The 24,117-nt window shown below is 73.1% G+C and carries 18 protein-coding genes and 1 pseudogene; 9 read left to right on the top strand and 10 right to left on the bottom strand.

Annotated elements, in window-relative coordinates; genetic code table 11:
• Positions 1 to 2: 2 nt before the first annotated feature.
• Complete coding sequence (locus E6U81_RS24705) at positions 3 to 1,325, bottom strand: LCP family protein (protein ID WP_136232289.1); 1,323 nt, start codon at positions 1,323 to 1,325, stop codon at positions 3 to 5.
• A gap of 106 nt (positions 1,326 to 1,431) precedes the next feature.
• Between E6U81_RS24705 and E6U81_RS24700 the strand changes: the two genes are divergently transcribed.
• Positions 1,432 to 1,968, top strand: a complete 537-nt coding sequence (locus E6U81_RS24700; protein ID WP_136232288.1) for an acyl-CoA thioesterase — start codon at positions 1,432 to 1,434, stop codon at positions 1,966 to 1,968.
• A 39-nt stretch (positions 1,969 to 2,007) separates the two neighbouring features.
• On the opposite strand, the gene E6U81_RS24695 is transcribed toward E6U81_RS24700, so the two are convergent.
• Complete coding sequence (locus E6U81_RS24695) at positions 2,008 to 3,390, bottom strand: LCP family protein (protein WP_136232371.1); 1,383 nt, start codon at positions 3,388 to 3,390, stop codon at positions 2,008 to 2,010.
• Between the two features lie 303 nt (positions 3,391 to 3,693).
• On the opposite strand from E6U81_RS24695, the gene E6U81_RS24690 reads away from it, so the two are divergent.
• On the top strand, positions 3,694 to 4,719 hold the full coding sequence (locus tag E6U81_RS24690) for a glycosyltransferase family 2 protein (protein ID WP_136232287.1): 1,026 nt from the start codon (positions 3,694 to 3,696) through the stop codon (positions 4,717 to 4,719).
• Between the two features lie 74 nt (positions 4,720 to 4,793).
• On the opposite strand, the gene E6U81_RS24685 is transcribed toward E6U81_RS24690, so the two are convergent.
• From E6U81_RS24685 to E6U81_RS24670, 4 genes are all read right to left on the bottom strand, one after another.
• The gene (locus E6U81_RS24685) at positions 4,794 to 6,488 is read right to left on the bottom strand and encodes an LCP family protein (RefSeq protein WP_240803998.1); all 1,695 of its coding nucleotides are present in this window, start codon (positions 6,486 to 6,488) and stop codon (positions 4,794 to 4,796) included.
• 61 nt (positions 6,489 to 6,549) lie between these two features.
• A complete protein-coding gene (locus E6U81_RS24680; protein WP_136232286.1) occupies positions 6,550 to 8,277 on the bottom strand; it encodes an LCP family protein in 1,728 nt (575 codons plus the stop codon).
• A 223-nt stretch (positions 8,278 to 8,500) separates the two neighbouring features.
• Complete coding sequence (locus tag E6U81_RS24675) at positions 8,501 to 9,742, bottom strand: LCP family protein (RefSeq protein WP_136232285.1); 1,242 nt, start codon at positions 9,740 to 9,742, stop codon at positions 8,501 to 8,503.
• A gap of 174 nt (positions 9,743 to 9,916) precedes the next feature.
• On the bottom strand, positions 9,917 to 10,666 hold the full coding sequence (locus E6U81_RS24670; RefSeq protein WP_136232284.1) for a TIGR03089 family protein: 750 nt from the start codon (positions 10,664 to 10,666) through the stop codon (positions 9,917 to 9,919).
• A 139-nt stretch (positions 10,667 to 10,805) separates the two neighbouring features.
• On the opposite strand from E6U81_RS24670, the gene E6U81_RS24665 reads away from it, so the two are divergent.
• Together E6U81_RS24665 and E6U81_RS24660 are read left to right on the top strand one after the other, a co-directional pair.
• Complete coding sequence (locus E6U81_RS24665; protein WP_136232283.1) at positions 10,806 to 12,191, top strand: N-acetylmuramoyl-L-alanine amidase; 1,386 nt, start codon at positions 10,806 to 10,808, stop codon at positions 12,189 to 12,191.
• Between the two features lie 37 nt (positions 12,192 to 12,228).
• Positions 12,229 to 13,227 (top strand): DNA-3-methyladenine glycosylase, encoded by a 999-nt coding sequence (locus E6U81_RS24660; RefSeq protein ID WP_136232282.1) that lies wholly within the window; start codon positions 12,229 to 12,231, stop codon positions 13,225 to 13,227.
• 507 nt (positions 13,228 to 13,734) lie between these two features.
• Here E6U81_RS24660 and E6U81_RS24655 read toward each other — a convergent pair.
• The 3 genes from E6U81_RS24655 to E6U81_RS24645 form a co-directional block, all read right to left on the bottom strand.
• On the bottom strand, positions 13,735 to 15,033 hold the full coding sequence (locus E6U81_RS24655) for a coenzyme F420-0:L-glutamate ligase (protein WP_136232281.1): 1,299 nt from the start codon (positions 15,031 to 15,033) through the stop codon (positions 13,735 to 13,737).
• Positions 15,030 to 15,989, bottom strand: a complete 960-nt coding sequence (gene cofD / locus E6U81_RS24650; protein ID WP_136232280.1) for a 2-phospho-L-lactate transferase — start codon at positions 15,987 to 15,989, stop codon at positions 15,030 to 15,032. The genes E6U81_RS24655 and cofD overlap by 4 nt, the downstream gene beginning before the upstream one ends.
• A gap of 129 nt (positions 15,990 to 16,118) precedes the next feature.
• Positions 16,119 to 16,664 (bottom strand): cysteine dioxygenase family protein, encoded by a 546-nt coding sequence (locus tag E6U81_RS24645; protein WP_136232279.1) that lies wholly within the window; start codon positions 16,662 to 16,664, stop codon positions 16,119 to 16,121.
• Positions 16,665 to 17,292: 628 nt separating this feature from the next.
• On the opposite strand from E6U81_RS24645, the gene E6U81_RS24640 reads away from it, so the two are divergent.
• From E6U81_RS24640 to E6U81_RS24630, 3 genes are all read left to right on the top strand, one after another.
• Positions 17,293 to 17,556 carry a WhiB family transcriptional regulator gene (locus E6U81_RS24640; RefSeq protein WP_003983763.1) on the top strand — a complete coding sequence of 88 codons (264 nt, stop codon included), beginning with the start codon at positions 17,293 to 17,295 and terminating at the stop codon, positions 17,554 to 17,556.
• 238 nt (positions 17,557 to 17,794) lie between these two features.
• Positions 17,795 to 21,442: a glycosyltransferase family 2 protein gene (locus E6U81_RS24635; protein WP_136232278.1), complete on the top strand. Its 3,648-nt coding sequence runs from the start codon at positions 17,795 to 17,797 to the stop codon at positions 21,440 to 21,442.
• A complete protein-coding gene (locus tag E6U81_RS24630) occupies positions 21,439 to 22,923 on the top strand; it encodes a DUF5719 family protein (RefSeq protein WP_136232277.1) in 1,485 nt (494 codons plus the stop codon). Before E6U81_RS24635 ends, E6U81_RS24630 begins: the two co-directional genes overlap by 4 nt.
• A gap of 33 nt (positions 22,924 to 22,956) precedes the next feature.
• On the opposite strand, the gene E6U81_RS24625 is transcribed toward E6U81_RS24630, so the two are convergent.
• Positions 22,957 to 23,340 carry a metallopeptidase family protein gene (locus tag E6U81_RS24625; RefSeq protein WP_030659882.1) on the bottom strand — a complete coding sequence of 128 codons (384 nt, stop codon included), beginning with the start codon at positions 23,338 to 23,340 and terminating at the stop codon, positions 22,957 to 22,959.
• Between the two features lie 186 nt (positions 23,341 to 23,526).
• Between E6U81_RS24625 and E6U81_RS24620 the strand changes: the two genes are divergently transcribed.
• Both E6U81_RS24620 and manB read left to right on the top strand, forming a co-directional pair.
• On the top strand, positions 23,527 to 23,901 hold the full coding sequence (locus E6U81_RS24620; protein WP_136232276.1) for a DUF3499 domain-containing protein: 375 nt from the start codon (positions 23,527 to 23,529) through the stop codon (positions 23,899 to 23,901).
• 77 nt (positions 23,902 to 23,978) lie between these two features.
• A pseudogene (gene manB, locus E6U81_RS41195) lies at positions 23,979 to 24,117 on the top strand (phosphomannomutase/phosphoglucomutase); the annotation flags it as partial.

The raw sequence follows: 24,117 nt of genomic DNA, 5'->3' as shown, positions 1-24,117 counted from the left end.
GGTCAGTTGCCGCGGACGGTGACCTTCTCGTCGTTCTGGATCTGCTTCACCAGCTGCTGCACCTTCGCCTTGTCCCAGACGAGGTTGCCGCCGCGCTGCCCGGAGATCGGCATGTTCATCGACACGCCGTCACCGCCGTTGACGCCCTTCATCGCGAAGAACATCTGGCCCATGTCGTACAGGCCCATGTCCTTGTCCACGATGAGCGTGTCCAGGCCCGCGCCCAGCATCGGGTAGAGCGAGAACGGGTTCAGGATCGTCGAGGGGGTCGCGGCCTGGCTGGCCAGCGCCGACAGGAACTTCTGCTGGTTCTTCGTGCGCTGCAGGTCGGACTCGGCGAAGGCGTAGCGGGTCCGCACGAAGGCCAGCGACTGCTCGCCGTTGAGGGTCTGCTTGCCCGCCTTGAAGTCGGCGCCCGACTTCTCGTCCTTGAAGCCCTCCTCGATGTTCAGCTCCACACCGCCCAGTGCGTCCACGATGTTCGCGAAGCCGGCGAAGCCGATCTCCGCGTAGTGGTCGATGCGCAGGCCCGTGTTGTGTTCCACCGTCCGCACCAGCAGCTCGGGGCCGTCCTCCGCGTACGCCGCGTTCAGCTTGACCCGCCGCCCCTGCGCGGGGAACTTCTTGCCGGACTGGGAGCCGACGAAGGAGGGGATCTCCACGTCCGAGTCGCGCGGCAGCGAGATCATGGTGTTCCCGCTGGAGCACTTCGCCAGGATCATCATCGAGTCGGTCCGCTTGCCCTCGGCCGAGCCCGTGTGGAGCTTCTTCTTCTCCTCGTCGGACATGCCCTCACGGCTGTCCGAGCCCACGATCAGGTACGTCGTGCAGTCGCCCTCCTTCGGCCGTTCGATGACCTTGGAGAGGTCGACCTCGCGGCGCACCTTGGAGTCGGCCCAGAAGTAGGTGGAGACGGACGTCACAAGGAGCGCCGAGACCAGGACGATCGAGCCGACCTTGATGCGCCTGCGCCAGTCCGGGGCCGGACCGGGCGCCCGTCCGGGGCCGCCGGGGCCCGACGGCCCGCCGGGACCCTGCGGCCGGCCCGGGGCGCCGCCCGAGGGCGCGCCGTAGACCTGGCCGGTGTTGTAGCCGCTGTCGTAACCGCCGTACGTGTCGTGGCCGCCCGCCTGCTGCGGGGGGACGCCGGGCGCGGGCACGGGCCCCGCCGGGCGCTGCGGCCGCGGCGGCTGCACGGGCTGCGGGGGCCGCGGCGGCTGCTGGGGCTGCCGCTGGATGTGCCGCATCCGCTGCACACCTTCGGGCTGCGGACGCGCGCTGCCGCGTCCGTAGGCGTCGTCACGACCTTCTGGCCAGTCATTCATGCGCCCAAGGATGCCTGCCCGGGCGGTGCCTCCGACAGCCCGGGGGAGGTTCCGTACCGGTGCTGTTGCAGAGCTGATGCCTCCGCGACCCAACTAAGGTGTCCGTATGACACAGATACCGGCCGAGCTGCCCGGGAAGCCGACCGCCGCCTCCCGGACGACCCTCAGCCACATCATGACCGCCAACGACACCAACCTCCTGGGAACGGTGCACGGTGGCGTCATCATGAAGCTGGTCGACGACGCCGCCGGCGCCGTGGCGGGCCGTCACTCCGGCGGTGCGGCCGTCACCGCCTCCATGGACGAGATGGCCTTCCTCGCGCCCGTGCGCGTGGGTGACCTCGTCCACGTGAAGGCACAGTGCAACTGGACCGGCCGCTCCTCCATGGAGATCGGCGTACGCGTCCTCGCCGAGCGGTGGAACGAGTCCACCCCCGCCACCCAGGTCGGCAGCGCCTACCTCGTCTTCACCGCGGTGGACTCCGAGGGCAAGCCCCGCCAGGTCCCGCCGGTGCTCCCGGAGACGGAGCAGGACGAGCGGCGCTACCAGGAGGCCCAGATCCGCCGCACCCACCGGCTCGCCCGCCGCCAGGCCATCATGGCCCTGCGCGAGGAGCGCGCCGCCCAGGGCTTCGACGACTGAGCCGACCCGCGCGGGGGCCCGTACCACCCGTACGGGTCCTCAGCCGCCGCAGACCACCTGGTCGCCGCTGACGACCCCGAAGGCGCCCTGGTACGGGTCCTCCGCGCGCACCGGCACCACCTTGCGGTAGTCGGCACCCGCGATCACCGTGACGGTCCGGCCCTGCCCCGCGACCGCCCGCAGCTCACTGCCCGGCAGGGCGGTCGCCACCGACCGCGCGGAGCGGTCCCAGCGGGGGTCGTACGTGATCACCGTGCGCTTGACGTCGCGGCTCGCGCCGTTGCCCGGGGCCCGCGTGGTGTCGAAGCCGGTGGCGCGCAGCGCGGAGTCGACGCGCCCGCCCAGCCCGTCGATCCGGGTCCCGTTCTCCACCTGGACCCGGACCTGCGCGGGGGGCACGTCCACCGGCACCGCCGTGGGCCGGCCTGCGGCGGCCTTCCCCGGCCGGGCCGGGGCCAGCGGCCGGTCCTCGCGCAGCGCCTCGAAGAGCTTGGCCGCCTTCGGCTCGTCCCACTTCACCGTGGACCCGATGCCCTTGACGCGGAACGAAGGGCTGCCGATGGGCACCGAGGCGAACTCGGAGGAGGAGGGGGTGAAGTCCCGCATCGCCTGCCCGAGGGCCAGCATCTGCTCCGATCCGAACCCCTTGTCGGCGCGGACCGAGCCGAGCAGGGTGGAACTGAGCTCCTTGAACTTGACGGGGTTCAGCAGCACCCCGCCGCCGGTCGCCTGCTTGATCAGGGCGGCCACGAACCGCTGCTGGCGCTGCATCCGGCCGAGGTCGGAGGCGCCGTCGACGTGGCGCGAGCGCACGTACTGCAGGGCCTGGCCGCCGGTCAGCCGATGGGTGCCGGGCAGCAGGTCGAGGCCGGTGTTCGGGTCGCGCATGGTCTTGGCGGTGCAGATCTCCACGCCGCCCATCGCGTCGACCGTCTTCATGAAGCTGGTGAAGTCGACCTCCAGATAGTGGTCGATCTTCACCCGGGTCATGTTCTCGACCGTCCGCACGGTGAGGTTGGGCCCGCCCTCCGAGTAGGCCGCGTTCAGCCTCACGGGGTGCGCCTTGTGCGCCTTCCCGCTGACGAGGTCGCGGTGCGCGGGCACCTCGGCGTAGCTGTCGCGGGGCAGGCTGACGACGCTCGCCCGCTCCTTGTCCGCCGACAGGTGCACCAGCATGATCGTGTCCGTGCAGTGGCAGGGCGCCCCGCCCAGGCGGTACTCCCGCTTCTCCTCGGGGCTGATCTTCTCCCGGCCGTCGGTGCCCACCAGCAGGAAGTTGATGCCGTGTCCGGCCTGCGGGCGGTTCTTCATGTCCTTGAACGGGTCCACCCGCTCGATCCCGGTGTCCAGGCCGGTCATCACGGCGTGCCCGACGGCCCCGGAGCCCAGCACCGCCACCGACAGCCCGGCCGCGATCCGCACCCCCCAGCGGGGCCGCCCCTCCCGGTGCCGGGCCGGTCCGCCTCCGCCGCCGCGCCGCACGCGCTGCGGCCGGGGCGGCCCGGTCGGACGGATGGGACGGTGCGGCTGGGGCACGGTGGACACCTCCGCGGGAGCACAGGGATACCGGTCGAAGGACGGGCCGGCCCTCATGCAGCGCAGCCGGCCGATTCGACAGAACAGTAGGCCCATACGATCAGCCGCTGTCCGTACCGATCACTCGGCGCGCACCCGGTTCCCCCGTACGCGGTAACGTGACACCGATACCCGACCTTGAAGGACCACATGCCCGCCCAGCAGCCCGCAGTCTCGGTGATCATGCCGGTGCTCAATGAGGAGCACTACCTCCGCGAGTCCGTCCGCCACATCCTGGAACAGGAGTATGCGGGCGAGATGGAGGTGGTGATCGCACTCGGGCCGTCCACGGACCGCACCGACGAGATCGCCGCCGAACTGGTCGCCGAGGATCCCCGAGTCCACACCGTCCCGAACCCCACCGGCCGGACCCCGGCGGCGCTCAACGCCGCCATCAAGGCCTCGCGTCACCCGATCGTGGTACGCGTCGACGGCCACGGCATGCTCTCGCCGAACTACATCGCCACCGCCGTCCGCCTTCTGGAGGAGACCGGTGCGCAGAACGTCGGCGGGATCATGCACGCCGAAGGCGAGAACGCCTGGGAAGAGGCCGTCGCCGCCGCGATGACGTCCAGGATCGGAGTCGGCAACGCCCCCTTCCACACGGGCGGGCAGGCCGGCCCGGCCGAGACCGTCTATCTCGGCGTCTTCCGCCGGGAGGCGCTGGAACAGCAGGGCGGATACAACGAGGAGTTCATCCGCGCCCAGGACTGGGAGCTGAACTTCCGCATCCGCGAAGCCGGCGGGCTGATCTGGTTCTCGCCCGAGCTGCGGGTCCAGTACCGCCCGCGACGCTCCGTCAAGGCTCTCGCCAAGCAGTACAAGGACTACGGGCGCTGGCGGCACGTGGTGGCCCGCTACCACTCGGGCTCCATCAACATGCGCTACCTGGCCCCGCCGACCCTCGTCTGCGCGATCGCCGCGGGCGTGGCCGTGGGCGTCACCGTCAGCCCGCTGGGCTTCGCCGTCCCGGCCGGCTACCTCGCGGCGATCGCCGTGGGCTCCGTCCCCGCGGGCAGGGGACTGTCGCCGGCGGCCCGGGCGCAGATCCCCGTCGCCCTGGCGACCATGCACCTGTCCTGGGGCTTCGGCTTCCTGACCAGCCCGCGCGCCCTGGCGAACAAGCTCATCGCGAGCCGCCGCCCGGCCGTGGTGCCCGGCGTCCCCCAGGTCTGAGACGTACGGAAGGGGCCCGGCCCGGAAGCTGCGTACGAGCGCAGTCTCCGGGCCGGGCCCCTTCCGTGCGCCTGCTACCAGGTGAAGCCGGGCTGGATCGGCATGCAGGCCTGGTCGTTGTCGCCGTTGAGCGCGTGGGCGGAGTCCGGCGCCTTGGTCGGGGCGGGCGGCGGCGGGGTCGGCGTGCCGCCGCTCCGCCAGTCCTTGCCGACGAACACGACGATGCCGGCGACCTGGTCGGACTTCTGCACCGAGCCGGCGGGCAGGCCGAGGGCGGTGGCCACGGCGGCCGCGTCGGCCGCCTGGGCGTCGGTGGCGTAGCGGATCACCGAGGTGTCCTCCGCGCCCGTCTGGCTGTCGGCGACGACCTTGGTGAAGCCCTTGCCGGTCAGCAGGGCGGCGACCTCGCTCGCGCGGCCCTTCACCTTGGCCTCGGTGCCGTCCTTGCCCCCGGTCGAGTTGCGGACGCTGACCGCGATCCTCGCGGGCGGCGCGGCCGTGGCGGCGGCCGTCGGGGCCGTCGTCGGCTGCTGCTGGGCGGGGGCGGACGGCGAGGCCGGTGCGCCCGGGGTCGCGGAGGCCGCACCCTGCCCGTCCAGGGCGATGTCCTCGCGGACCATCCGGAACAGGTCCTCGGCCTCGCCCGGCTTGGGCTCGACCCGACCGTCCAGGCCGGGCTTGGTGCTGTAGATCCACGGCATGGTGGTCATGGTGATCCGGCCCGGCGGGACCTTCTTCAGCTCCATGCTGAGGTCGAACAGCTTGTCGATCTTGTTCAGGCCGGTGTCCACGACCATGGCCTCGATCGCCGCCTGGGCCAGGCTGTTGAGCTTGACCGGGTTGCTGAGCTTGGCGTTCTTGCGGAACTCCCGGGCCATCGAGTTCATGTACTGGTGCTGGGCGTGGGTACGGCCGATGTCGGTGCCGTCCTCGAAGCCGTAGCGGGTGCGCAGCCACTGCAGGGCCGTCTCGCCCTGGATGACGCTCGTGCCCTTGGGCAGCTTCAGGCCGGAGCCCTTGCCGTCCCGGGTGCGGGAGTGCACGTTCTGCTCGACGCAGACCGGGACGCCGCCGATGGCGTCGGCCATCCGGACCACGCCCTTGAAGTCGATCATCATGAAGTGATCGATGGGGATCTTGGTCAGCTCGGACCAGGCGGCGACCGTGCAACCGGGTCCGCCGCGCTGGATCGACTCGTTCGTCTGGACGAGGCCCTTGCTGGCCGGGTGCACCTTGCCGCCCGGCTCGGTGCACTTGGGCATCATCAGCATCGTGTCGCGCGGCATCGAGACCACGGACATGTTGCTGCGGTCCGCGGACAGGTGCAGCAGCATCTGGACGTCCGCGAGCGGCGGGCCGTCGAAGGTGTCCGTGGCCCCGCCGAGGGCCTGGTTCTCCGCGTCGTTGCGCGCGTCGGAACCGATGAGCAGGATGTTCAGGGGGGTCTGACCGAATGCGTTGGGCTTGGAACCGCCCAGCTTGTTCTCACCGAGGTTCAGCGCGTCCGTCTGGATGCTGCCGTTCAGGTGCCGGTAGTAGAGGTAGCCGGCCGCCGCCGTCCCGAGTATGAGCAGGGACAGCACGGAGGAGACCCAGCGCAGTACGCGCCTGCGGCCCCGCCTGGGGGGACGCGCGCCACCGGCCCTGCGGGCCGACCTGGAGCCGCCCCTCGGGCGGGGCACCGTGCCGGGCGCGCCCGCCCCGGCGCCGGGTATGTCCCCGTCGGCCTGGGCGCTCGCCCCCTCCTCCCGCACGTCGCTGTGCCTCACGCGTATCCCCCTCAAGGTCCTTCTCGGTCGTTGGTGTGCCGGCGTGACCCGGCACGTGCCGCTACTTGGCGCAGACGGCCTTGTCGGCCTGGGCCTGCTGGACGTCCTTGGGCAGTTCCTGCGGCGGCGGCGGCGACAGCGGGGTGCCCGGCTTCTGGAAGTCCGGACCCAGCGTCAGCTTCATCGGGGTCTTCGCCGCCGCGTCCGTCGTCCCCATCTTCAGCGCGGTGGCCGGCAGCCCCAGGGCGTCCGCGAGCGCACGGGCCTGGTCGGCCTGGTTGGGCGCGTACTCCAGCTGGGTGGCGTCCACCTTCGACGGGGCGTTGCCCTGGTTGCTGGCCTTGGACATCCCCTTGGTGTTCTGCAGCCAGCCCAGCGTGGCGGAGGCTGCGCCCTTGGGCCCGCCGCCGTTGTAGACGGCCACCCGCACGTCCCCCGCGGGTGCCCGGTTGCCCTGGAGCAGTGCGTCCTGTTTGGCCTTCGCGTCGGCGTCGGCCGCCTCCTTCGCGGCCTGCTCCTTCTTCTCGACCTCCGTGAGCGAGACGTCCCCCCGGATCATCTGCAGCAGCGGGTCGGCCAATCTCTGGTCGACCACGACGGTCGCCTTGACCTTCTCGGCCGGGTTGTCGAGCACCGGCAGCGTGGTGAAGGTGATGTTCTTGAGGTCGATGTCCTTCAACTCGCCCGCGAGGTCGGTGAGTTTGTCGATGGAGCCCAGCCCCTGGTCCACCGTCAGCGACTTGGTGGCCGCCTCGGCGAGCGAGAAGAACTTCTTCGGACTGGTCAGCGTCTCCTTGGACTTCATCTCGCGCATCATCGAACCCAGGAACTGCTGCTGGGTCTTGATGCGGTCCAGGTCGCTCTCGTTGCCGAAGGCGTGCCGGGTGCGTACGAAGGCCAGTGCCTGCTCGCCCTCCAGCCGGTGCTCGCCCTGGGGGAGCTTGAGCTTGGAGTCCTCGTCGTCGACGGCCTTCTCCAGGCACACGGGCACGCCGCCGACCGCGGTGCTCAGGGTCTTCACCGCGTTGAAGTCGACCATCATGAAGTTGTCGACCTCTATGCCGGTGAGCTCCTTCACCGTGCGCATGGTGCAGCCGGCGTCACGGCCCTCCTGGCCCAGGCTGGTGTTGAAGCGCACGCCCTTCGCGCCGCGCACCGTCTTCGTCGTGCCGTCCGGCTGCTTCGTCGGGCAGTCCGGGATGGTGGTGATCAGGTCGCGGGGGATGGACAGCGCGGTGGCGTTGGAGCGGTCCTTGGCGATGTGGAACAGGATCGTGGTGTCGGCGTGGCCGACGCTGTCCTTGTCGCCGTAGCCCTCGTTGCCCGCACCGCTGCGCTTGTCGGTGCCGATGACCAGGATGTTGATGGCCTGGTCCTTCTTGAACCCGCCGGTGCCCGCGCCCGCGATGTCGGTGACGCTGAGGTTGCCGTTCAGGTGGTCGTAGTAGAGGTACGCCGCCGCGGCGCCGCCGACCAGCAGCAGCGCCAGCGTCCCGCTGGTGATCAGCAGGGCCTTCTTGCGGCGTCCGCCACCGCCGCCGCCCTTGCGTGAGCGGCCGCCCCTGCGGCCCCCGGGCGGGGCGTCGCCGCGGCGGGGCCCCGGCACGCCGGGTGAGGGGGCGGTGGGAGCTGCCGGTGCCGACGAAGATCTGCGGGGCGCGGCGACCCTGGGCCGCTCTTGCGCTGCGGAGTCGTTCAGTTGCAGCTCGTAGTGGCCGGTGCGGGGATTGAGCACCCACTGGTCTGCGGGGTCGATCTCTTCCGCCCGCCCACGGCTTTGCGCATCCACGGTTGCTCGAATCCTCCGTCGGGTGCCTCGCGACGCGCCTCCCCAAGGCGCACGGTCAACGATCCGGCTGCTGGTACCCGGTCTCCGGTCCGGCCGGGCACCGGATCGCTCACCTTATCCGTCCTGTTCGGCCGCAAACCATGGTGGTGACAAATTCCACTCCCCTTATAACGGGGTGAAGCGCCCATCCCACTCGGTTCGGTCACCGGCTTTTGGGATTGCTTTACCGGCACCCGGTGTTCCCTGCGGTCGTTCCTGTGAAGGTAGGGATGGGCGCGGAGGGGGTCGAGGTTCCCTCACCGGCCGAATTCCCTTCCGGAACCGCATCAGTGGTGGTCGCGGAGGGGGTCGGGGAGGCGGCCCCGGGGGTGCGCACCGCCGCCGAAGACGTCTCCTCCGGCGGGGTCACCGTCACCGGCCGGTCCTCCCGCAGCTGCCGGAACAGCCGTTCCGCGTCGGGTTCCACCAGCTCGTCCCGGTTGGGGTTGGGTGCGTAGGGCCGGCGCGGGACGGTCAGGAACGTGATGCGATCGGTCGGTATGCCCCGTACGCCCCGTACGAGTTCGTACATGTTGCGCAGCGACGCCAGCCCGGGGTCGGTGGTCAGCGAAGAGGTGGCGGCGTCCAACAGGGGGTACAGGCGTGTCGGGTTCAGCAGTACCCCGTTGCTCTGCACCTTCTTGACGAGGGATCCGAGGAACTGCTGCTGCCGTTCCATCCGTTCGGTGTCGCTGCCGTTGCCCAGGCTGTGCCGGGCGCGGACGAACCCCAGTGCCTGCTCGCCCCGCAGGGTCTGCAGGCCGGGGGGCAGCTTCACCTTGGCCTGCACGTCGTCGACGGGCTCCTTGAGGCACACCTCCACCCCGCCGACGGCGTCGACCATCCGCTTGAACCCGCTGAAGTCGATGACCATGTGGTGATCGATCCGGATGCCCGTGAGCTTCTCCACGGTCCGGATCGTGCAGGCCGCCCCGCCCCACTCGAACGCCCAGTTGAACTGGGCGAAGGAGGTGGCGGTGCGGGACCCGTCCGGCTGCAGGCAGGAGGGGATCTCCGTCATCAGGTCCCGGGGTATCGACACCGCGGTCGCGCTCCGGCGGTCCTGCGGCAGGTGCAGCAGGATCGTGGTGTCCGAGCGCTGCGTGCCCTTGTCCTCCCCGTAGCCGGCGTTGCCCCGGCCCGAGCGCGAGTCGGAGCCGATCAGCAGGATGTTCTGGGCGCCCGTGGCGAGGTGCGCCGGGCGTTCGCGCTCGTAGCGCTCCAGCTCGGCCGCGGCCGAGGTGTCCTCGGTGATGTTCCCGTCGAGCTTGTTGTAGAGCCACCAGCCGGTGGCCGCCCCCACCAGGACCAGCAGGGTCAGCCCGAGGCCGATCCAGCGCAGCAGCCTGCGCCTGCGGTCCCGCGGAGGCCGTCGCTCGCCTCCGGCCGCATCGCTGCCGCCCGGTATGCCTGAGCTGTCCGTCACTGGCGTGCGTCCCCTCGCCGCTGCGAGCAGCCGTACGGGTGAGCACGGCCATTGCCGATCCTCCCCCCGGGGCGCCGGAGCAGCCCGGGGGCGGGGTCGTGTCTAGGGCCATGCGGGTGACAGATCGGCCGTTCCCGAGGTTGATCAGTGTGGGTGACGGGCCGCGCCCCGGTTTCAGACCGTGTGGGTGACGCGCTCGCTCTCGGTCCGCTGGGCCAGCGCTTCCGGGGACAGCCGGTCCAGGTTCCGGCAGAGCACCACGGACGCCCCCGCGGCCAGCGCGGCGTAGAGCCCGGCGGAGAGCCCCTCCCAGGTGTCGTAGCCGAGCCCGGTCAGCACCCGCGACCCCTCGCCGAGGCCGAGCTTCGCCGCGTCCTCGCGGGCCCGGGCGACCAGCGCCGTGTGCGAGAGCTCCTCGCCGCCGACGATCAGGGCGGGGCCCTCGGGCTGCACCGGCACGAAGGGGGCGAAGCGGTCGCCCTGCCCCGGCACCTCCACCGCGTAGTCGGCGAACCCCGTCGGCGGCTGCGGGAAGCGCCCGCCCAGCGGCCGCAGGGCCAGCGCCACCCGCTCGCCGCCGCACTCCAGCGCCTGCTCCAGCGTGTCCGGACCGCTGACGACGAGATCCGCGTCGCCCGGGTGCCCGCCCACCGAGGCCACGACCCCGACCGAGTCGCAGGCCAGCAGCCACACGGCGCTCTGCCAGTGCGCGGGGAGCAGCAGCGCGAGCCGGTCCCCGGGCTCGGCACCCAGGTCGCCCTGGAGCAGGTTCGCGGTCTTGGCCACCCAATTGGCGAAGGTCGCGACGGACAATTCGACGCGTTCGCCGGTGGCGTCGTCGTAGAAGGTGACGAGCGGGCGGCCCGGATCGGCGGCGAGCGCGGATCGCAGCAGGTCGGCAGGGGTGCGGTCAATGGCGTTCACCCGGCACAGGGTACGCGGGGCCCTCCCCCGTACGGGGGTCCGCGGCTCCCCCGTACGGGGGAGGGGTATCCGCGGCGCAGCGGACGGAGCATCAGATCTCGGATGGCGTGCCGTGGTCAGCGTGCCCACCATCCTTGTCATGCGTGGATTCCTTGCTTCCTCGATCGGCGTCGCGACGGCCGCCGTACTGGCCCTGCCCCTCGCGCTCCCGACTCCAGCACTCGCCGAAACCGTCCCCGTCACCCCGGCCGGGTCCACCCAGTCGCTGCCGCTCGTCCCCATCGGGTCCGCGGCGGACCGCACCCCCGGCGTCCCCGGAATGAGCGCCTCGCCCCGCGGTCCCGAGACGCAGGGCCTGGCCGCCCGTGAGGTCACGACGTTCTCCCTGGTCGGTGTCGTCTGGGACGACGCCACCACCCAGCTCAACGGCCGCGTCCAGGTCCGTACCCGCTCCGTCCGCACCGCCACCTGGTCCGACTGGCAGGACGTCGAGGTCCACAACAGCGAGCACGCCGCCGACCCCGACGCGGTGGAGCGCGACTCCGGCCGGGTCCGCGGCGCCACCGCCCCTCTGTGGGTCGGCGAGTCCGACGGGGTGGAGGTCCGCGTCCAGGCGGAACTGGACGCCCCGGCGACCCGCGCGGGCTCCCGGCTGCCTTCTGGCATGCGCATCGAACTCGTCGACCCGGGCGCGGCGGCGCCGGCGGGGTCCTCGGACGGCAAGAACAGCGGCCCGGCCGACGACAAGGGCGAGATGGTCGCGCCCGGCCTGACCATGGAGATGGCCGAGGCCTCCGCGGCGAACGTGCCGCACGCCGCGCTCGGCGCGAACGAGATCACCGAGCTGAACAAGGCCGACTCCACCGCCGACGCCGTCTTCGCCAGCGAGGGCGAACTCACTGCGGCGGCCGCCCCGTACATCGGCCCGCGCCCGCGGATCGTCACCCGCAAGGGCTGGGGAGCGGACGAGTCCCTGCGCGAGAAGGCCTTCGCCTACACCAACACCGTGAAGGCGGCGTTCGTCCACCACAGCGCCTCCGGCAACAACTACGCCTGCAAGGACGCCCCGGCGGTGCTGCGCAGCCTGTACCGCTACCACGTGGTCAGCAGCGGCTGGCGCGACTTCGGCTACAACTTCGCCGTCGACAAGTGCGGCACGGTCTACGAGGGCCGCGCGGGCGGCGTCTCCAAGCCGGTCCTCGGCGCCCACACCATGGGCTTCAACACGGACAGCATGGGCGTGGCGGTGCTCGGCACCTTCACGAACTCGGCGCCCCCGGCCGCCGCCGTCGACGCGGTCGCCCGCCTCACCGCCTGGAAGCTCGGCCTCTTCGGCCGCGACCCGCGCGCCAAGGCCACCCTCAAGTCGGGCGGCGGCAACCGCTACCCGAAGGGCCGGAACGTCTCGATGAACGTCATCTCTGGCCACCGGGACGGCTTCGCGACGGAGTGCCCCGGCAAGCAGCTGTACGGCAAGCTCCCGACGACCCGTACCTCCTCGGCCAAGCTCCAGGGCCGCCCGTAGCCTCCGGCGGCCGGCCGGGGCGGGCTACGCTCGACCCATGGCCGGCCGCTTCGACCCCCTCAACCGGACCGCCGTACGCGGCGGCCGCACCGACGTACCGCCGGGCCGCGCGGGCGCCGCCGGCGCGGGGGCCGTGGAGCGCCGGTGGACCCCCGACGGCCCCGTCGACCTCGGCCTCACCCTCGGCCCGCTCCGGCGAGGCCCCGCCGACCCCACCTTCCGCACCACGCCCGACGGCTCCGTCTGGCGCGCCACCCGCACCCCCGACGGGCCCGCCACCCTCCGGGTCTCCCGGACCGGGACCGAGATCGACGCCGAGGCCTGGGGCGCCGGCGCCGCATGGCTGCTCGACCACCTGCCGGCACTGCTCGGCGCTGGCGACGACCCGGCGGTGTTCGTCCCCCGCCACCGCCTCGTGCACGCCAGCCACCGCCGCCGCCCGGGCCTGCGCCTGACGCGCACCGGCCTGGTGCTGGAGTCCCTGATCCCCACCGTCCTGGAACAGAAGGTCACCGCCGACGAGGCCTACCGCGCCTGGCGCCGCCTCGTACGGCAGTACGGCGAGCCCGCACCCGGCCCCCACGGGCTGAACCTGCACGTCATGCCCGACCCCCGCACCTGGGCGATGATCCCGTCCTGGGACTGGCACCGGGCCGGTGTCGACGCCAAACGCTCCGACACCATCGTCCGGGCCGTACGCGTCGCGAACCGCCTGGAGGAAGCGGCGGCCATGGACCTGCCCGAGGCCGCGCGACGGCTGGAGGCCGTCCCCGGCATCGGCCCGTGGACCTCCGCCGAGACCCTCCAGCGCAGCAACGGGCACCCCGACGCCGTGACCACCGGCGACCTGCACCTGCCGGGCATCATCGGCTACGCCCTCGCCGACGACCGGGACGCCGACGACGCCGCGATGCTGGAGCTCCTCGCCCCGTACGCCGGCCAGCGCCACCGGGCGGCCCGCCTCATCCTCCTCGCGGGCCGCACCCCGCCCCGCCGGACCCCGCGGATGTACCGCAGCGACATCGGCCGCCTCTAGGCCGTCTCTTTCGGATCTTGCCCTTCGGGCCCGCGTCGTCCGGTGCCGTGCATCGCAAGGCGGAGGGGCGCCCGCGTACTGGACGTACTGGGGTACCCCGACAACCTGGGGGTCCCCCGGGACGGAGTCCGGGGGATGAGGTGCGGTGCCGGGCGGCGCGGGCCCGGCACGGCCAGGCCCGCCCGCGCCGCCCCGCCGGGCGAGCTGTCCCCGGTCGGGCGGTCCGCGCGGCCCTGCCCGTCGGGCGAGGCGCTCGCCGCAGGCGTACCCGGATCCCCGCCGGACCCCGCAGGCCGCAGCCCGCACGGCCCCGCCGTCGAGGGCCCGGCCCGCCGCAGCCCGGGCCGGGCTGCGTTCCGCGGGGCTCGCCGCAGGCGTCCGGCGTCAGCGGCCCAGGCCCGCCCCGGACCCCTGAGGCGGGGGGCCCGGCACGGTCCCGCCGTCCAGGGGCCGAGCCCCGCCGCAGCGCGCCCCGGCTCCGTCCGCAGGGCTCGCCGCGGGCGGCCGTCAGCGGACCTCGACGAAGTCCTCCGCCGAGCGCGCCGGCCGCTGCGGCGGGGCCGCCGCCGCGTGGCCGACCGCCACCGTCCCCATCGGGTCCCAGTCCTGCGGCAGCTCCAGCACCTCCCGCACCACGTCCCGGCAGAACATGGTCGAGGACACCCACGCCGACCCCAGCCGCTCGCCGGCCAGCGCGACCAGCAGGTTCTGTACGCCCGCGCCCATGGCGACCACGAACATCTCCCGCTCCGCGGCGTCCCGCCGGGCGTGCCCGTAGTGGTGCGCCCCGTCCGTCACCAGACACGGCACCACCAGGTACGGGGCGGCCCGCAGCACGTCCCCGCGCCGCACCCGCTTCGCGATGGACTCCTCGGACTTGCCGTCCGAGCGCAGGTCCGCGATCCACGCGTCCCGCATCGCGTCCAGCAGCCGCACCCGCGAGGACTCCGACTCCAGCAGCACGAACCGCCACGGCGTGGTGTGGTGCGGGGCCGGGGCCGTCACGGCCGCCGCCACCGCCCGCCGCACCGCGCCCGGGTCCACCGGCTCCGCCGTGAAGGCCCGTACGGTACGGCGCTGCGTGACGGCTTCCCGTACAGCCTCCGAGGTGCCCAGCCGGAACATGTCGTCGACCGGCGTGCGCACCAGGTCCCGGGCCGTCGCGCCCTCGCCCAGGACGTGCGCCAGTCCGCGCACGACGGCCACCGGCAGGCCGGCCGCCTTGCCCTTGACCAGGTCGCCGGCGGCGGCGAGCTCGTCCGCCGTCGCCACCACCGTCGCGCTCAGCGGGTTGCCGTGGGCGTCGGTGGCGCCGCGCAGGTCGTCCAGGACCCGCACGCCGGCCGAGCCGATGGCGACGTCCGTCAACCCGTTGCGCCACGGCCGCCCGAAGGTGTCCGTCACGACCACGCCCACGTCCACGGAGAGCGCGTCGCGCACCCCGGCGCGGATCGCGGCCGCCGACGCGTCCGGGTCCTCCGGGAGCAACAGCACGGTGCCGGGCGCGGTGTTGGAGGCGTCCACGCCGGCCGCGGCCATCACCAGGCCCTGCCGGTTCTCGACGATGCGCAGGGGGCCCCGGCGCGCGACCACCCGTACGGTCTCCGCGTCGATGGCGGCCTCGCGCGAGTCCGCCCGCACGATCCGGCCCTCGGCCTTGGAGACGATCTTCGAGGTGACGAGCAGGACGTCCCCGTCGCGCAGACCGGGTGCGGCCGTCGCGATCAGCTTCGCCAGGTCGTCGCCCGGCCTGACCTCCGGTATCCCGTCGACGGCCCGCACCTCGTACGAGGGGGCCGCCGTCACCGAGAGGCCTCCGCCAGCTCCAGCGCGGCCCGGGCCATCTCGGCGGTGGCCTCCGGGTCGGTCATCATCAGCGGCACCGCGCGACAGGTGATCCCGGCGGCCTCCACCTCGGCGACGGCGGCCGCGTCGGAGGTGTCGACGAGCCAGCCGTCGAGCAGCTCGGTCCCGTAGTGCAGGGCGACCGCGGCCGCCGTGGACTCGACGCCCACGGCGGCGAGCACCTTGTCGGCCATGCCGCGCACGGGTGCGCCGCCGACGATGGGGGACAGGCCGACGACGGGGGCGTCGGCGGCGGCGATGGCCTCGCGGATGCCGGGCACGGCGAGGATCGTGCCGACCGACACCACGGGGTTGGACGGCGGGAAGACGATCACGTCGGCCGCGGCGATGGCCTCCAGCACGCCGGGTGCGGGCTTGGCCTGCTCGGCCCCCACGGGTACGACGGCCTCCGCGTCGACCGAGGCGCGCAGCCGGACCCAGTACTCCTGGAAGTGGATGACCCGGCGCTCGCCGGTTCCGGCCTCGGTGATCGCGACGTGGGTCTCGACCCGGTCGTCGGACATGGGCAGCAGCCGCACCCCGGGCTGCCAGCGGTCGCAGAGGGCCTCGGTGACGGCGCTGAGCGGGTAGCCGGCGCCGAGCATCTGCGTGCGGACGATATGGGTGGCGAAGTCGCGGTCGCCGAGTCCGAACCAGGTGGGGCCGACCCCGTAGGCGGCGAGTTCCTCCTTGACGGTGAAGGACTCGTCGGTGCGGCCCCAGCCCTGGTCCTCGTTGATGCCACCGCCGAGGGTGTACATCACCGTGTCCAGGTCGGGGCAGACCTTGAGCCCGAAGAGGTGAATGTCGTCACCGGTGTTGCCGATGACGGTGATGTCCGCGTCGGGCACCGCCGACTTGAGTCCGCGAAGGAACCGGGCGCCGCCTATACCGCCGGCCAGAACAACAATGCGCATGCAGACAGTCTGTCAGCCGAAGGCTGTCGTACAGGGGTGGTGGTCGGGCGGCGGGTGGGACTGTCGGCCGAAGGCTGTCGTACAGGGGTGGTGGTCGGGCGGCGGGTGGGAGTGGCAGGCCGGTCGGGGTCAGGCGGGGACGGACTCGGATTCGGCCGGGGAGCAGCTGTGCATCGGCATCTCGGTCAGTCCGGGGAAGTAGACGTGCAGGCTGACCGCGCCGTCGAGGGTGTCGTTCACGACCTCGTGGGCGTAGCCGGGGGCGAAGACGCGCTGGCCGCCGGCGCGGTGGGTGAGCCGTCCGCGGGAGGTGTGCTCGGTGAGCTCGCCCTCCAGGACCGTCAGGACGCCGGAGGAGGCGCCGTGGTCGTGCAGGCCGCTGCCCTGGCCGGGGACCCAGCTGAGCAGCCAGACCTCGTAGCCGGGGCCGGTGCGCAGCCGGTGGTACCAGCGGGTGGTGGCGTCGTACTGGACGAGGTGCTCCCAGGAGGCGCGGTCCTCGGCGATGGAGCGGGCCAGGCCGACGAATTCGGCGACGGTGGCCGGGTGTTCGCGGGCGGGCTGGAGGAGGTGCTGGACGGCGAGGATGTCGCCGGCGATCTGCAGGTCGCTCTCGACGGTCGCGGTCACGGCCGTGGGGGTGACGGCGGCGGGAGCGGTGGTGGTGCTGTTCATCGGGGTGTACCTCGACGGATGTCAGTCGTGCTGGCGGTCGCTGTGGGGGTGGGCCGGAGCTCTGGGGAGCCGAGGCTCCACGGGCATCAACAGCTGCAACAGCAACAGCGAACCTGGGCAGCGCAGAGGAACCCACGAATGGGGGTCCGGGTGGTGGCTGCGGGCGCTGACATGCGAACTAGGAGAACGGGTTTAGGGTCCAGCTGTCAACCCAATGTCCGGTTTGGGGGAAAAGTTTCACCTCATCCGGTTACTGTGTGCGGAGAAAGGTTTGTGCAGTCCGCGGCAGGGGAGGTGGCGCTGCGCCGGGACTCAAACCTGATCTCGCCATGTCGTGACCTGAATGTGATCTGCGCCGCTCTTCGGGGTGGGTCGCAACCCCGCTTCGGGGCGACGCGTGGATTACGAGTGAAGGTGACATCTGATGACGCCAATGGCATGTGTCACGATTTTTGGCGATATGAACACTTTCTGCATAGGCTTGGTTCCGCAGAGTGAATAAGGGGCCCAATAGCAGATCTCGGCTTGACTGCCCCGGAGCCACGCACTTGTAATTTCACTCGTGTCGTTACGTAGCTATGAGTGACGACGTGACCACGGGGACGCACCAACAGAGCGAGGGGCGCACATGACCGAGCTGTTTCAGGAACTGCTGGTCGAGGAAGCGGACGAGGAGCTCGGATGGCAGGAGCGCGCCCTGTGCGCCCAGACCGACCCCGAATCCTTCTTTCCAGAGAAGGGCGGCTCCACCCGGGAGGCCAAGAAGGTCTGCCTCGCCTGTGAAGTCCGCTCCGAATGCCTTGAGTACGCCCTCGCCAACGACGAGCGATTCGGCATCTGGGGCGGCCTGTCCGAGCGCGAGCGCCGGCGCCTGAAAAAGGCAGCCGTCTGATACCGCCGGAGCGCCACCGACCCGGCACCCGCAGCACCCCGCACGACATATCCGAATATCCGAGCAACGCGTCGAGCGCGACGCACAGCCGAACGAAGAGCACCACACACGGTCCGCCTCCTGCACCTTCCCCGCAGGAGGCGGACCGCTGCTTTGGCAGCCGTTAGGGTGGGGCGCTGTCCAGCAGCCTCCGAGGGCACACCACCCCCGGACCCCCGGCCGGAGGGCCCGTACCGCGATGTCCCTGCACAGCCAGTCGACGGCCTCCTACCAGGCGCCCGTCACACCCGAGTTCCCCCGGCACGTCGTCACCGCGGTCCTCGTCGCCCACGACGGCGCCCGCTGGCTGCCCCGGACGCTCGCCGGCCTCCTCGGCCAGGAACGCCCCGCGCAGAACCACGTCGCCGCCGACACCGGCAGCGCCGACGAGTCCGCACGACTGCTCACCGAGGCCCTCGGCGACGACCACGTCCTGCACCTGGCCCGCCGCACCGGATTCGGCACCGCAGTCGACGAATCCGCCCGCACCGCGGGCACCCTGACCCCCGAGGACCTCCCCTACCTCAAGCGCCCCAGCGGCTGGGACCCCGTCAGCCGCACCTGGCGCGACGACGCCTACGACCTTCCCGACCTGCCCCACGGCGAACCCGTCCAGTGGCTCTGGCTCCTCCACGACGACAGCGCCCCCGAACCGGACGCCCTCACCGAACTGCTCCGCGTCGCCGACGAGAACCCCGACGCCGCGATCATCGGCCCCAAGCTCCGCGGCTGGTACGACAAGAAGCAGCTCCTCGAAGCCGGCGTCACCATCGCCCGCAGCGGCCGCCGCTGGACCGGCCTCGACCGCCGCGAACAGGACCAGGGCCAGCACGACCAGGTCCGCCCCGTCCTGTCCGTCTCCACCGCCGGCATGCTCGTGCGCCGCGACGTCTACGACGAACTCGGCGGCTTCGACCGGCGCCTGCCCCTCATGCGCGACGACGTCGACCTGTGCTGGCGCGCCCAGAGCGCCGGCCACACCGTCCTCGTCGCCCCCGACGCCGTCATGCGCCACGCCGAGGCCTCCGCCCGCGAACGCCGCACCGTCGACTGCGCCGGCCGCACCAGCGCCAGCCCGCACCGCGTCGACAAGGCCGGCGCCGTCTACACGATCCTCGCCAACAGCTCCGGCCGCGCCCTGCCCTACGTCCTGCTGCGCGTCCTGTTCGGCACCGTGCTGCGCACCCTCGCCTACCTGATCGGCAAGGCCCCCGGCCAGGCCGTCGACGAGATCACCGGCCTCCTCGCCACCCTGCTGCGCCCCGGCCGCCTCCTCGCCGCCCGCAAGGCCCGCCGCCGCCCCGCCGTCCCCGCCTCCGAACTGCGCCCGCTCTTCCCCCCGCCGGGAGCCTCCCTGCGGGCCAACGCCGACCAGCTCGCCGGCTACTTCGGCGGCGACCGCGCCACCGACTCCGCCCCCGCCGGCCGGCACGGCGGCGGCAGCATCCTGAGCGCGCCCGGCGAGGACGGCGACTACCAGGAGACCGAGCGCTTCGCACGCCTCAAGCGGATCGCGCGCAACCCCGCGCCCTTCCTCTTCGGACTCCTCCTTCTGGTCTCCCTCGCGGCCTGCCGCGCCCTGATCGGCGGCGGTTCCCTCATGGGCGGCGCCCTCCTGCCGGCCCCCGCCGGCGGCCTCGACCTGTGGAGCATCCACACCGACGGCTGGCACCCCGTGGGCACCGGCTCCACCGCCGCCGCCCCGCCCTACCTCGCCGCCCTCGGCGCCTTCTCCACCCTGCTCCTCGGCTCCACGCAGGCCGCCCTGACGCTCCTCCTCGTCGGATCGGTCCCGCTGGCCGGCCTCACCGCCTACTTCGCCTCCCGGCCGCTCGTCGAATCCCGGCTGCTGCGCGCCTGGGCCGCCACCGCCTACGCCTTCCTCCCCGCCGTCACCGGCGCCCTCGCCGGCGGCCGCCTCGGCACCGCCGTCCTCGCCGTCGTCCTCCCGCTCATCGCCCGCTCCGCCATCGCGGCCTTCGGCCTCGGCGATGACGCCGCAGCCCCCGAGCAGCGGGGCGGCTGGCGCGCGGTGTGGACGTACACGCTCCTGCTGACCGTGGCCACCGCCTTCACCCCGGTCGTCTGGCCGCTCGCCGCCCTTCTCGGCGCCGCCGCGCTCGTCCTGCGCCGCGCGCAGTGGAAGACGTACGGCCTGCGGCTGCTGGCCACCCTCGCCGTCCCCCTCGTCGTCCTCGCCCCCTGGTCCCTGGGCCTGCTCACGCACCCCGGCCGTTTCCTCCAGGAGGCCGGGCTGCCCTACGGAGCCGGCTCCGCGGGGGCACTGGACCTGCTCGGCATCAGCCCCGGCGGCCCCGGCACCGGCGCCCGCCTGCTCCTCGCAGGCGTCGTCCTGGCCGCCCTGGCCGCCCTGCTCCGCGCCGACCGGCAGTTCGCCGTCCGCACCGCCTGGGCCACCGCCCTGGCCGCCCTCCTCCTCGCGGTCCTCGCCAACCGGACCGCCTGGGCCGGACCGGCCACCCTCGTGTACGGAATCGCCCTCCTCGCCGCCGCCATGGTCGGCGCGGACGGCGCCAAGGACCGGGTCGCCGCCCGCAACTTCGGCTGGCGCCAGCCGCTGGCCGCACTCATCGCCCTCGCGGCCGCCGCGGGCCCGCTGATCGCCGCGGCCACCTGGATGATCGCCGGCGCCGACGGCCCGCTCCAGCGCCGCGACCCGGTGCAGGTACCGGCCTTCGTCGCCGACGCCGGCGGCGACGACAACCAGACCCGCACCCTGCTCCTCGACCTCGGCGGGCCCGCCACGGTCTCCTACAGCCTCGTCCGCGGCCCCGGCGGCCGCCTCGGCGACGCCGAGATCACCGCCCGGACCGGCGACGACCCCCGGCTCGACAAGGTCGTCTCCAACCTCGTCGCAGGCTCCGGAGCCGACCAGTCCAGCCAGCTCAGCGCCTACGCCATCCGCTTCGTGATGTTCCGCCCCGGCGGCCCCGAGGACATCCGCCGCGTCCTCGACGCCACCCCCGGCCTGAGCCGGCGCCACCAGCAGGACGGCACCGCGCTGTGGGGCGTCGAGCCCTGGCTGCCGCGCGCCGTCATCGTCTCCGCCAAGCAGGGCGAGGCCCCGATCCCGGTCGCCGCGGGCCCGGTCGAGGCCCACGGCAAGATCCCCGCGGGCGAGGCGGGCCGCGTCCTGCGCATCGCCGACCGGGCCGACGCAGGCTGGCAGGCCACCCTCGACGGCAAGCCGCTCAAGGCGAAGACCCTCGACGGCTGGGCCCAGGGCTTCGAACTCCCCACCGGGGGAGGCCGCCTCGACCTCGTCCACGAGGCCTCCCTGCTGCGGACCGCCTGGAACTGGACCCAGGGCCTGCTCGCCCTGGTCCTGCTGGTCATGGCCCTGCCCGGCCGGCGCGCCGAGCTCGACGACGACCTGCCCGAGGAGGAGGCCGCGTCCGCGTCCCGTCCCGGTCCGGGCGAGGCCGGCGAGGGCCGCCGCGCCCGCAGGCTCCGCGCCGAGGCCGAGGCGGACACCGCACCCGGCCCCGTGGAGACCGCGGCCGCCGCCGACCCCTACGCCCAGATCCCCGCGCAGCCGGTGTACGGCGAGGAGCCGTACGCCTACCCGGCCTACGGCGACCAGGGCGGCTACCCGTACGACCCCCAGCAGCAGCCCCAGCAGCCCCAGGAGCAGTACCCGTACGAGCAGTACCCCGGGTACGACCAGCAGCAGGGCGGCCCGGCCTACGAGACCCCGTACCCGCAGCAGCAGCACCAGCAGCAGTACCCCTACCCGTACGAGCCCTACGAGTCGTACGAGCAGTACCCACCCCACGACGTCCACGCACAGCACGACCCGCGTCCTGACGGGAGCCCCCAGCAGTGAAGCAGCGCGCACCCCTGACGCTGGCGGCCGTGACGGCGGCGCTGGCCGCCCTCACCGGCGTGGCCGCCCTCACCGCGCCCGCCCCCGCGGGCGGGGCCTCCGACGGCAAGGCGGCGGCCTCGGCCCGGATGCCCGTGGAGCGGTCCCTGCTGGTGTGCCCCAGCCCCAGCTCCTCGGACATCGCCGAGACCACGTACACCTCGTACACGCCCGGCGCCCCCGCCGGGGAGGGCAAGGGCTCGGCCCGGCTGCTCGGCGCGACCAAGGACGCCAAACCCGTCCTGGAGCCCAAGGAGCCCGGCAAGCCCGTCGGAGCCACCGCCAACGGGGCGGACGCCCCCGCCCTCACCGGCAGCGCCGACGGCGTCCTCGCCCCCGGCTGGACGGCGCAGCTGACCACCAAGGTCTCGGTCGGCCGAGCCCGGGGCGTCCTCGGCGTCGGCTGCACCGCGCCCGGCACCGACTTCTGGTTCCCCGGGGTCAGCACCGCCAAGGGGCGCGAGGACTACCTCCACCTCACCAACCCCGACGACGCGGCCGCCATCGTCGACATCGCGCTCTTCGGCCCCGACGGCCTGGCCAAGCCCGACGCGGGCACCAGCGAGAACATCCGCGTCGACCCCAAGTCCACCAAGACCGTCCTGCTCTCCTCCCTGCTCCCGGCCACCCAGCTCGCCGACGCCACCGCCCACGTGACGACCCGCGCGGGCCGGGTGGGCGCCTCCGTGCAGGTCTCCGAGGAGAACGTGGGCGCCGACTGGCTGCCCGCCTCCACCGACCCGGCCGGCTCGCTGGTGCTGCCCGGCATCCCCGCGGACGCGACCTCCGTACGGCTGGTCGCCTTCGTGCCCGGCGAGGAGGACGCCGACCTGAAGGTGCGCCTGGCCGGACCGGGCAGCGCCATCAGCCCGGCCGGCAACGAGCAGCTGCACGTCAAGGCGGGCATGACGGCGGTCGTGGACCTCAAGGACGTGACCCGCGGCGAGCCCGGCTCGCTGCTGCTGACCCCGGCAGACGCCAAGAAGGCCGCCCCGGTGGTCGCTGCGGTACGCGTGGTCCGCGGCAGCGGCGCCAAGCAGGAGCTCGGATTCGTCCCGGCCACCGGGCCGGTCGGCGCCCGGGCGACCGTCGCCGACAACCGGCCCGAGGAGAACACCACCCTGCTGTCGCTGACCGCCCCGGGCGCCGAGGCGAAGGTCAAGGTGACGGCGTCCCCGGGCACCGGCGGCGGCGAGCCGGCCTCCCAGGAGGTCACGGTCAAGGCGGGCACCACGCAGACGCTGACCCTGGCCCCCGCCGGCGGGAAGGGCTCCTACGCCCTCACCGTCGAGACCCTCTCGGGCGGCCCGGTCCACGCGGCCCGCACCCTGTCCCTCCCGAACGACGGCATCGCGATGTTCACCGTCCAGGGCTTCTCGGACGACCACTCCACGGTGTCGGTCCCCAGGGCCGTCCAGGACCTCTCCGTCCTGACCAGGTGACGATCGGGGCCCCCGCCGTGGCCGGACCGTTCGTCAGTCCTGGCCGTAGCGGGGGTCCACCGTCTCCGGGGTGAGGCCGAGCAGCTCCGCCACCTGCTCCACCACGATCTCGTGGACCAGCATCGCCTTCTCGTCGCGCGTCTTCGTACGGATCTCCACCGGCCGCCGGAAGACCACGATCCGGGCCGGCCGCCCCTGGCGGGACTCCGACACCGCACCGAGCGGCACCGCCTCGTCGTTCCATCCGCCGTCCGGACCGCCCGGCGGCCCCGGCACGTCGCCCACCAGGAACTCCACCTCGGACAGCTGCGGCCAGCGCCGCTCCAGCCGCTCCACGGAGTCCCGTACGAGATCCCCGAACAGCTCCGCCCGGCTCGCCGCCAGGGGCACCTGCGGAGGGGCCAGCGGACCGCGCATCCCGCGCCCGTGCCGGTCCCGCCGGCGCGTTCTGGGCTCGACGGGGACCCCCGCGGGGGGCTCGGCGGGGCAGGGGGGCAGAGGGGTGTCCGTCACCCCCGCAGGGTAGCTCCGAGCACGACACGGGGGAGTGAGCAGCGGTGGAGTCGTCGCGGCCCGGTCAAGAGTGCGGTACCGTCCAACGTCGTGAGCCTTGTACGTCGCTGTTCGCGCACCGCGTGCGGCCGCCCTGCCGTCGCGACACTGACGTACGTCTACGCCGATTCGACCGCAGTTCTCGGCCCGCTCGCCACATACGCCGAACCCCACTGCTACGACCTGTGCGCCGAGCACTCGGAGCGCCTGACAGCCCCGCGGGGCTGGGAGGTCGTCCGTCTGTCCGACGGGTCCGGTCCGTCGCGCCCCAGCGGCGACGACCTCGAAGCCCTGGCCAACGCCGTCCGTGAAGCCGCGCGCCCGCCGGGCCGCGCCCCCGGGCAGGCCGGATCCGGCAAGGGCGGCCAGACCACCGGCGAGACCCGTCGCGGACACCTGCGCGTCCTCAGATCGCCGGATTCCTGACGCTCGGGTCATCTGCGGGACAGCTGCTGGTTCAGGGTAGGTTGGCCGGACCGCACAGAACCTCAGGAGGGCAGGCAGTGGCCGCAGATCTTTCGAACATCGTCAAGGCGTATGACGTGCGTGGCGTTGTGCCGGACGAGTGGGACGAGTCGCTGGCGGAGCTGTTCGGTGGTGCTTTCGTCGAGGTCGTGGGTGGTTCGGCGATCGTGGTGGGGC

Origin of the sequence: Streptomyces sp. A0592, assembly GCF_004795115.1 — a bacterium.
Classification (GTDB): domain Bacteria; phylum Actinomycetota; class Actinomycetes; order Streptomycetales; family Streptomycetaceae; genus Streptomyces; species Streptomyces erythrochromogenes.
This window is presented reverse-complemented; position numbering and strand designations above follow the sequence as displayed.

Excerpts from the sequence above, each read along its gene's own strand:
- E6U81_RS24705 (WP_136232289.1), bottom strand. The coding sequence starts at position 1,325 with ATGAATGACTGGCCAGAAGGTCGTGACGACGCCTACGGACGCGGCAGC.
- E6U81_RS24700 (WP_136232288.1), top strand. The coding sequence starts at position 1,432 with ATGACACAGATACCGGCCGAGCTGCCCGGGAAGCCGACCGCCGCCTCC.
- E6U81_RS24690 (WP_136232287.1), top strand. The coding sequence starts at position 3,694 with ATGCCCGCCCAGCAGCCCGCAGTCTCGGTGATCATGCCGGTGCTCAAT.
- E6U81_RS24665 (WP_136232283.1), top strand. The coding sequence starts at position 10,806 with ATGCGTGGATTCCTTGCTTCCTCGATCGGCGTCGCGACGGCCGCCGTA.
- E6U81_RS24660 (WP_136232282.1), top strand. The coding sequence starts at position 12,229 with ATGGCCGGCCGCTTCGACCCCCTCAACCGGACCGCCGTACGCGGCGGC.
- cofD (WP_136232280.1), bottom strand. The coding sequence starts at position 15,989 with ATGCGCATTGTTGTTCTGGCCGGCGGTATAGGCGGCGCCCGGTTCCTT.
- E6U81_RS24645 (WP_136232279.1), bottom strand. The coding sequence starts at position 16,664 with ATGAACAGCACCACCACCGCTCCCGCCGCCGTCACCCCCACGGCCGTG.
- E6U81_RS24640 (WP_003983763.1), top strand. The coding sequence starts at position 17,293 with ATGACCGAGCTGTTTCAGGAACTGCTGGTCGAGGAAGCGGACGAGGAG.
- E6U81_RS24635 (WP_136232278.1), top strand. The coding sequence starts at position 17,795 with ATGTCCCTGCACAGCCAGTCGACGGCCTCCTACCAGGCGCCCGTCACA.
- E6U81_RS24625 (WP_030659882.1), bottom strand. The coding sequence starts at position 23,340 with ATGCGCGGTCCGCTGGCCCCTCCGCAGGTGCCCCTGGCGGCGAGCCGG.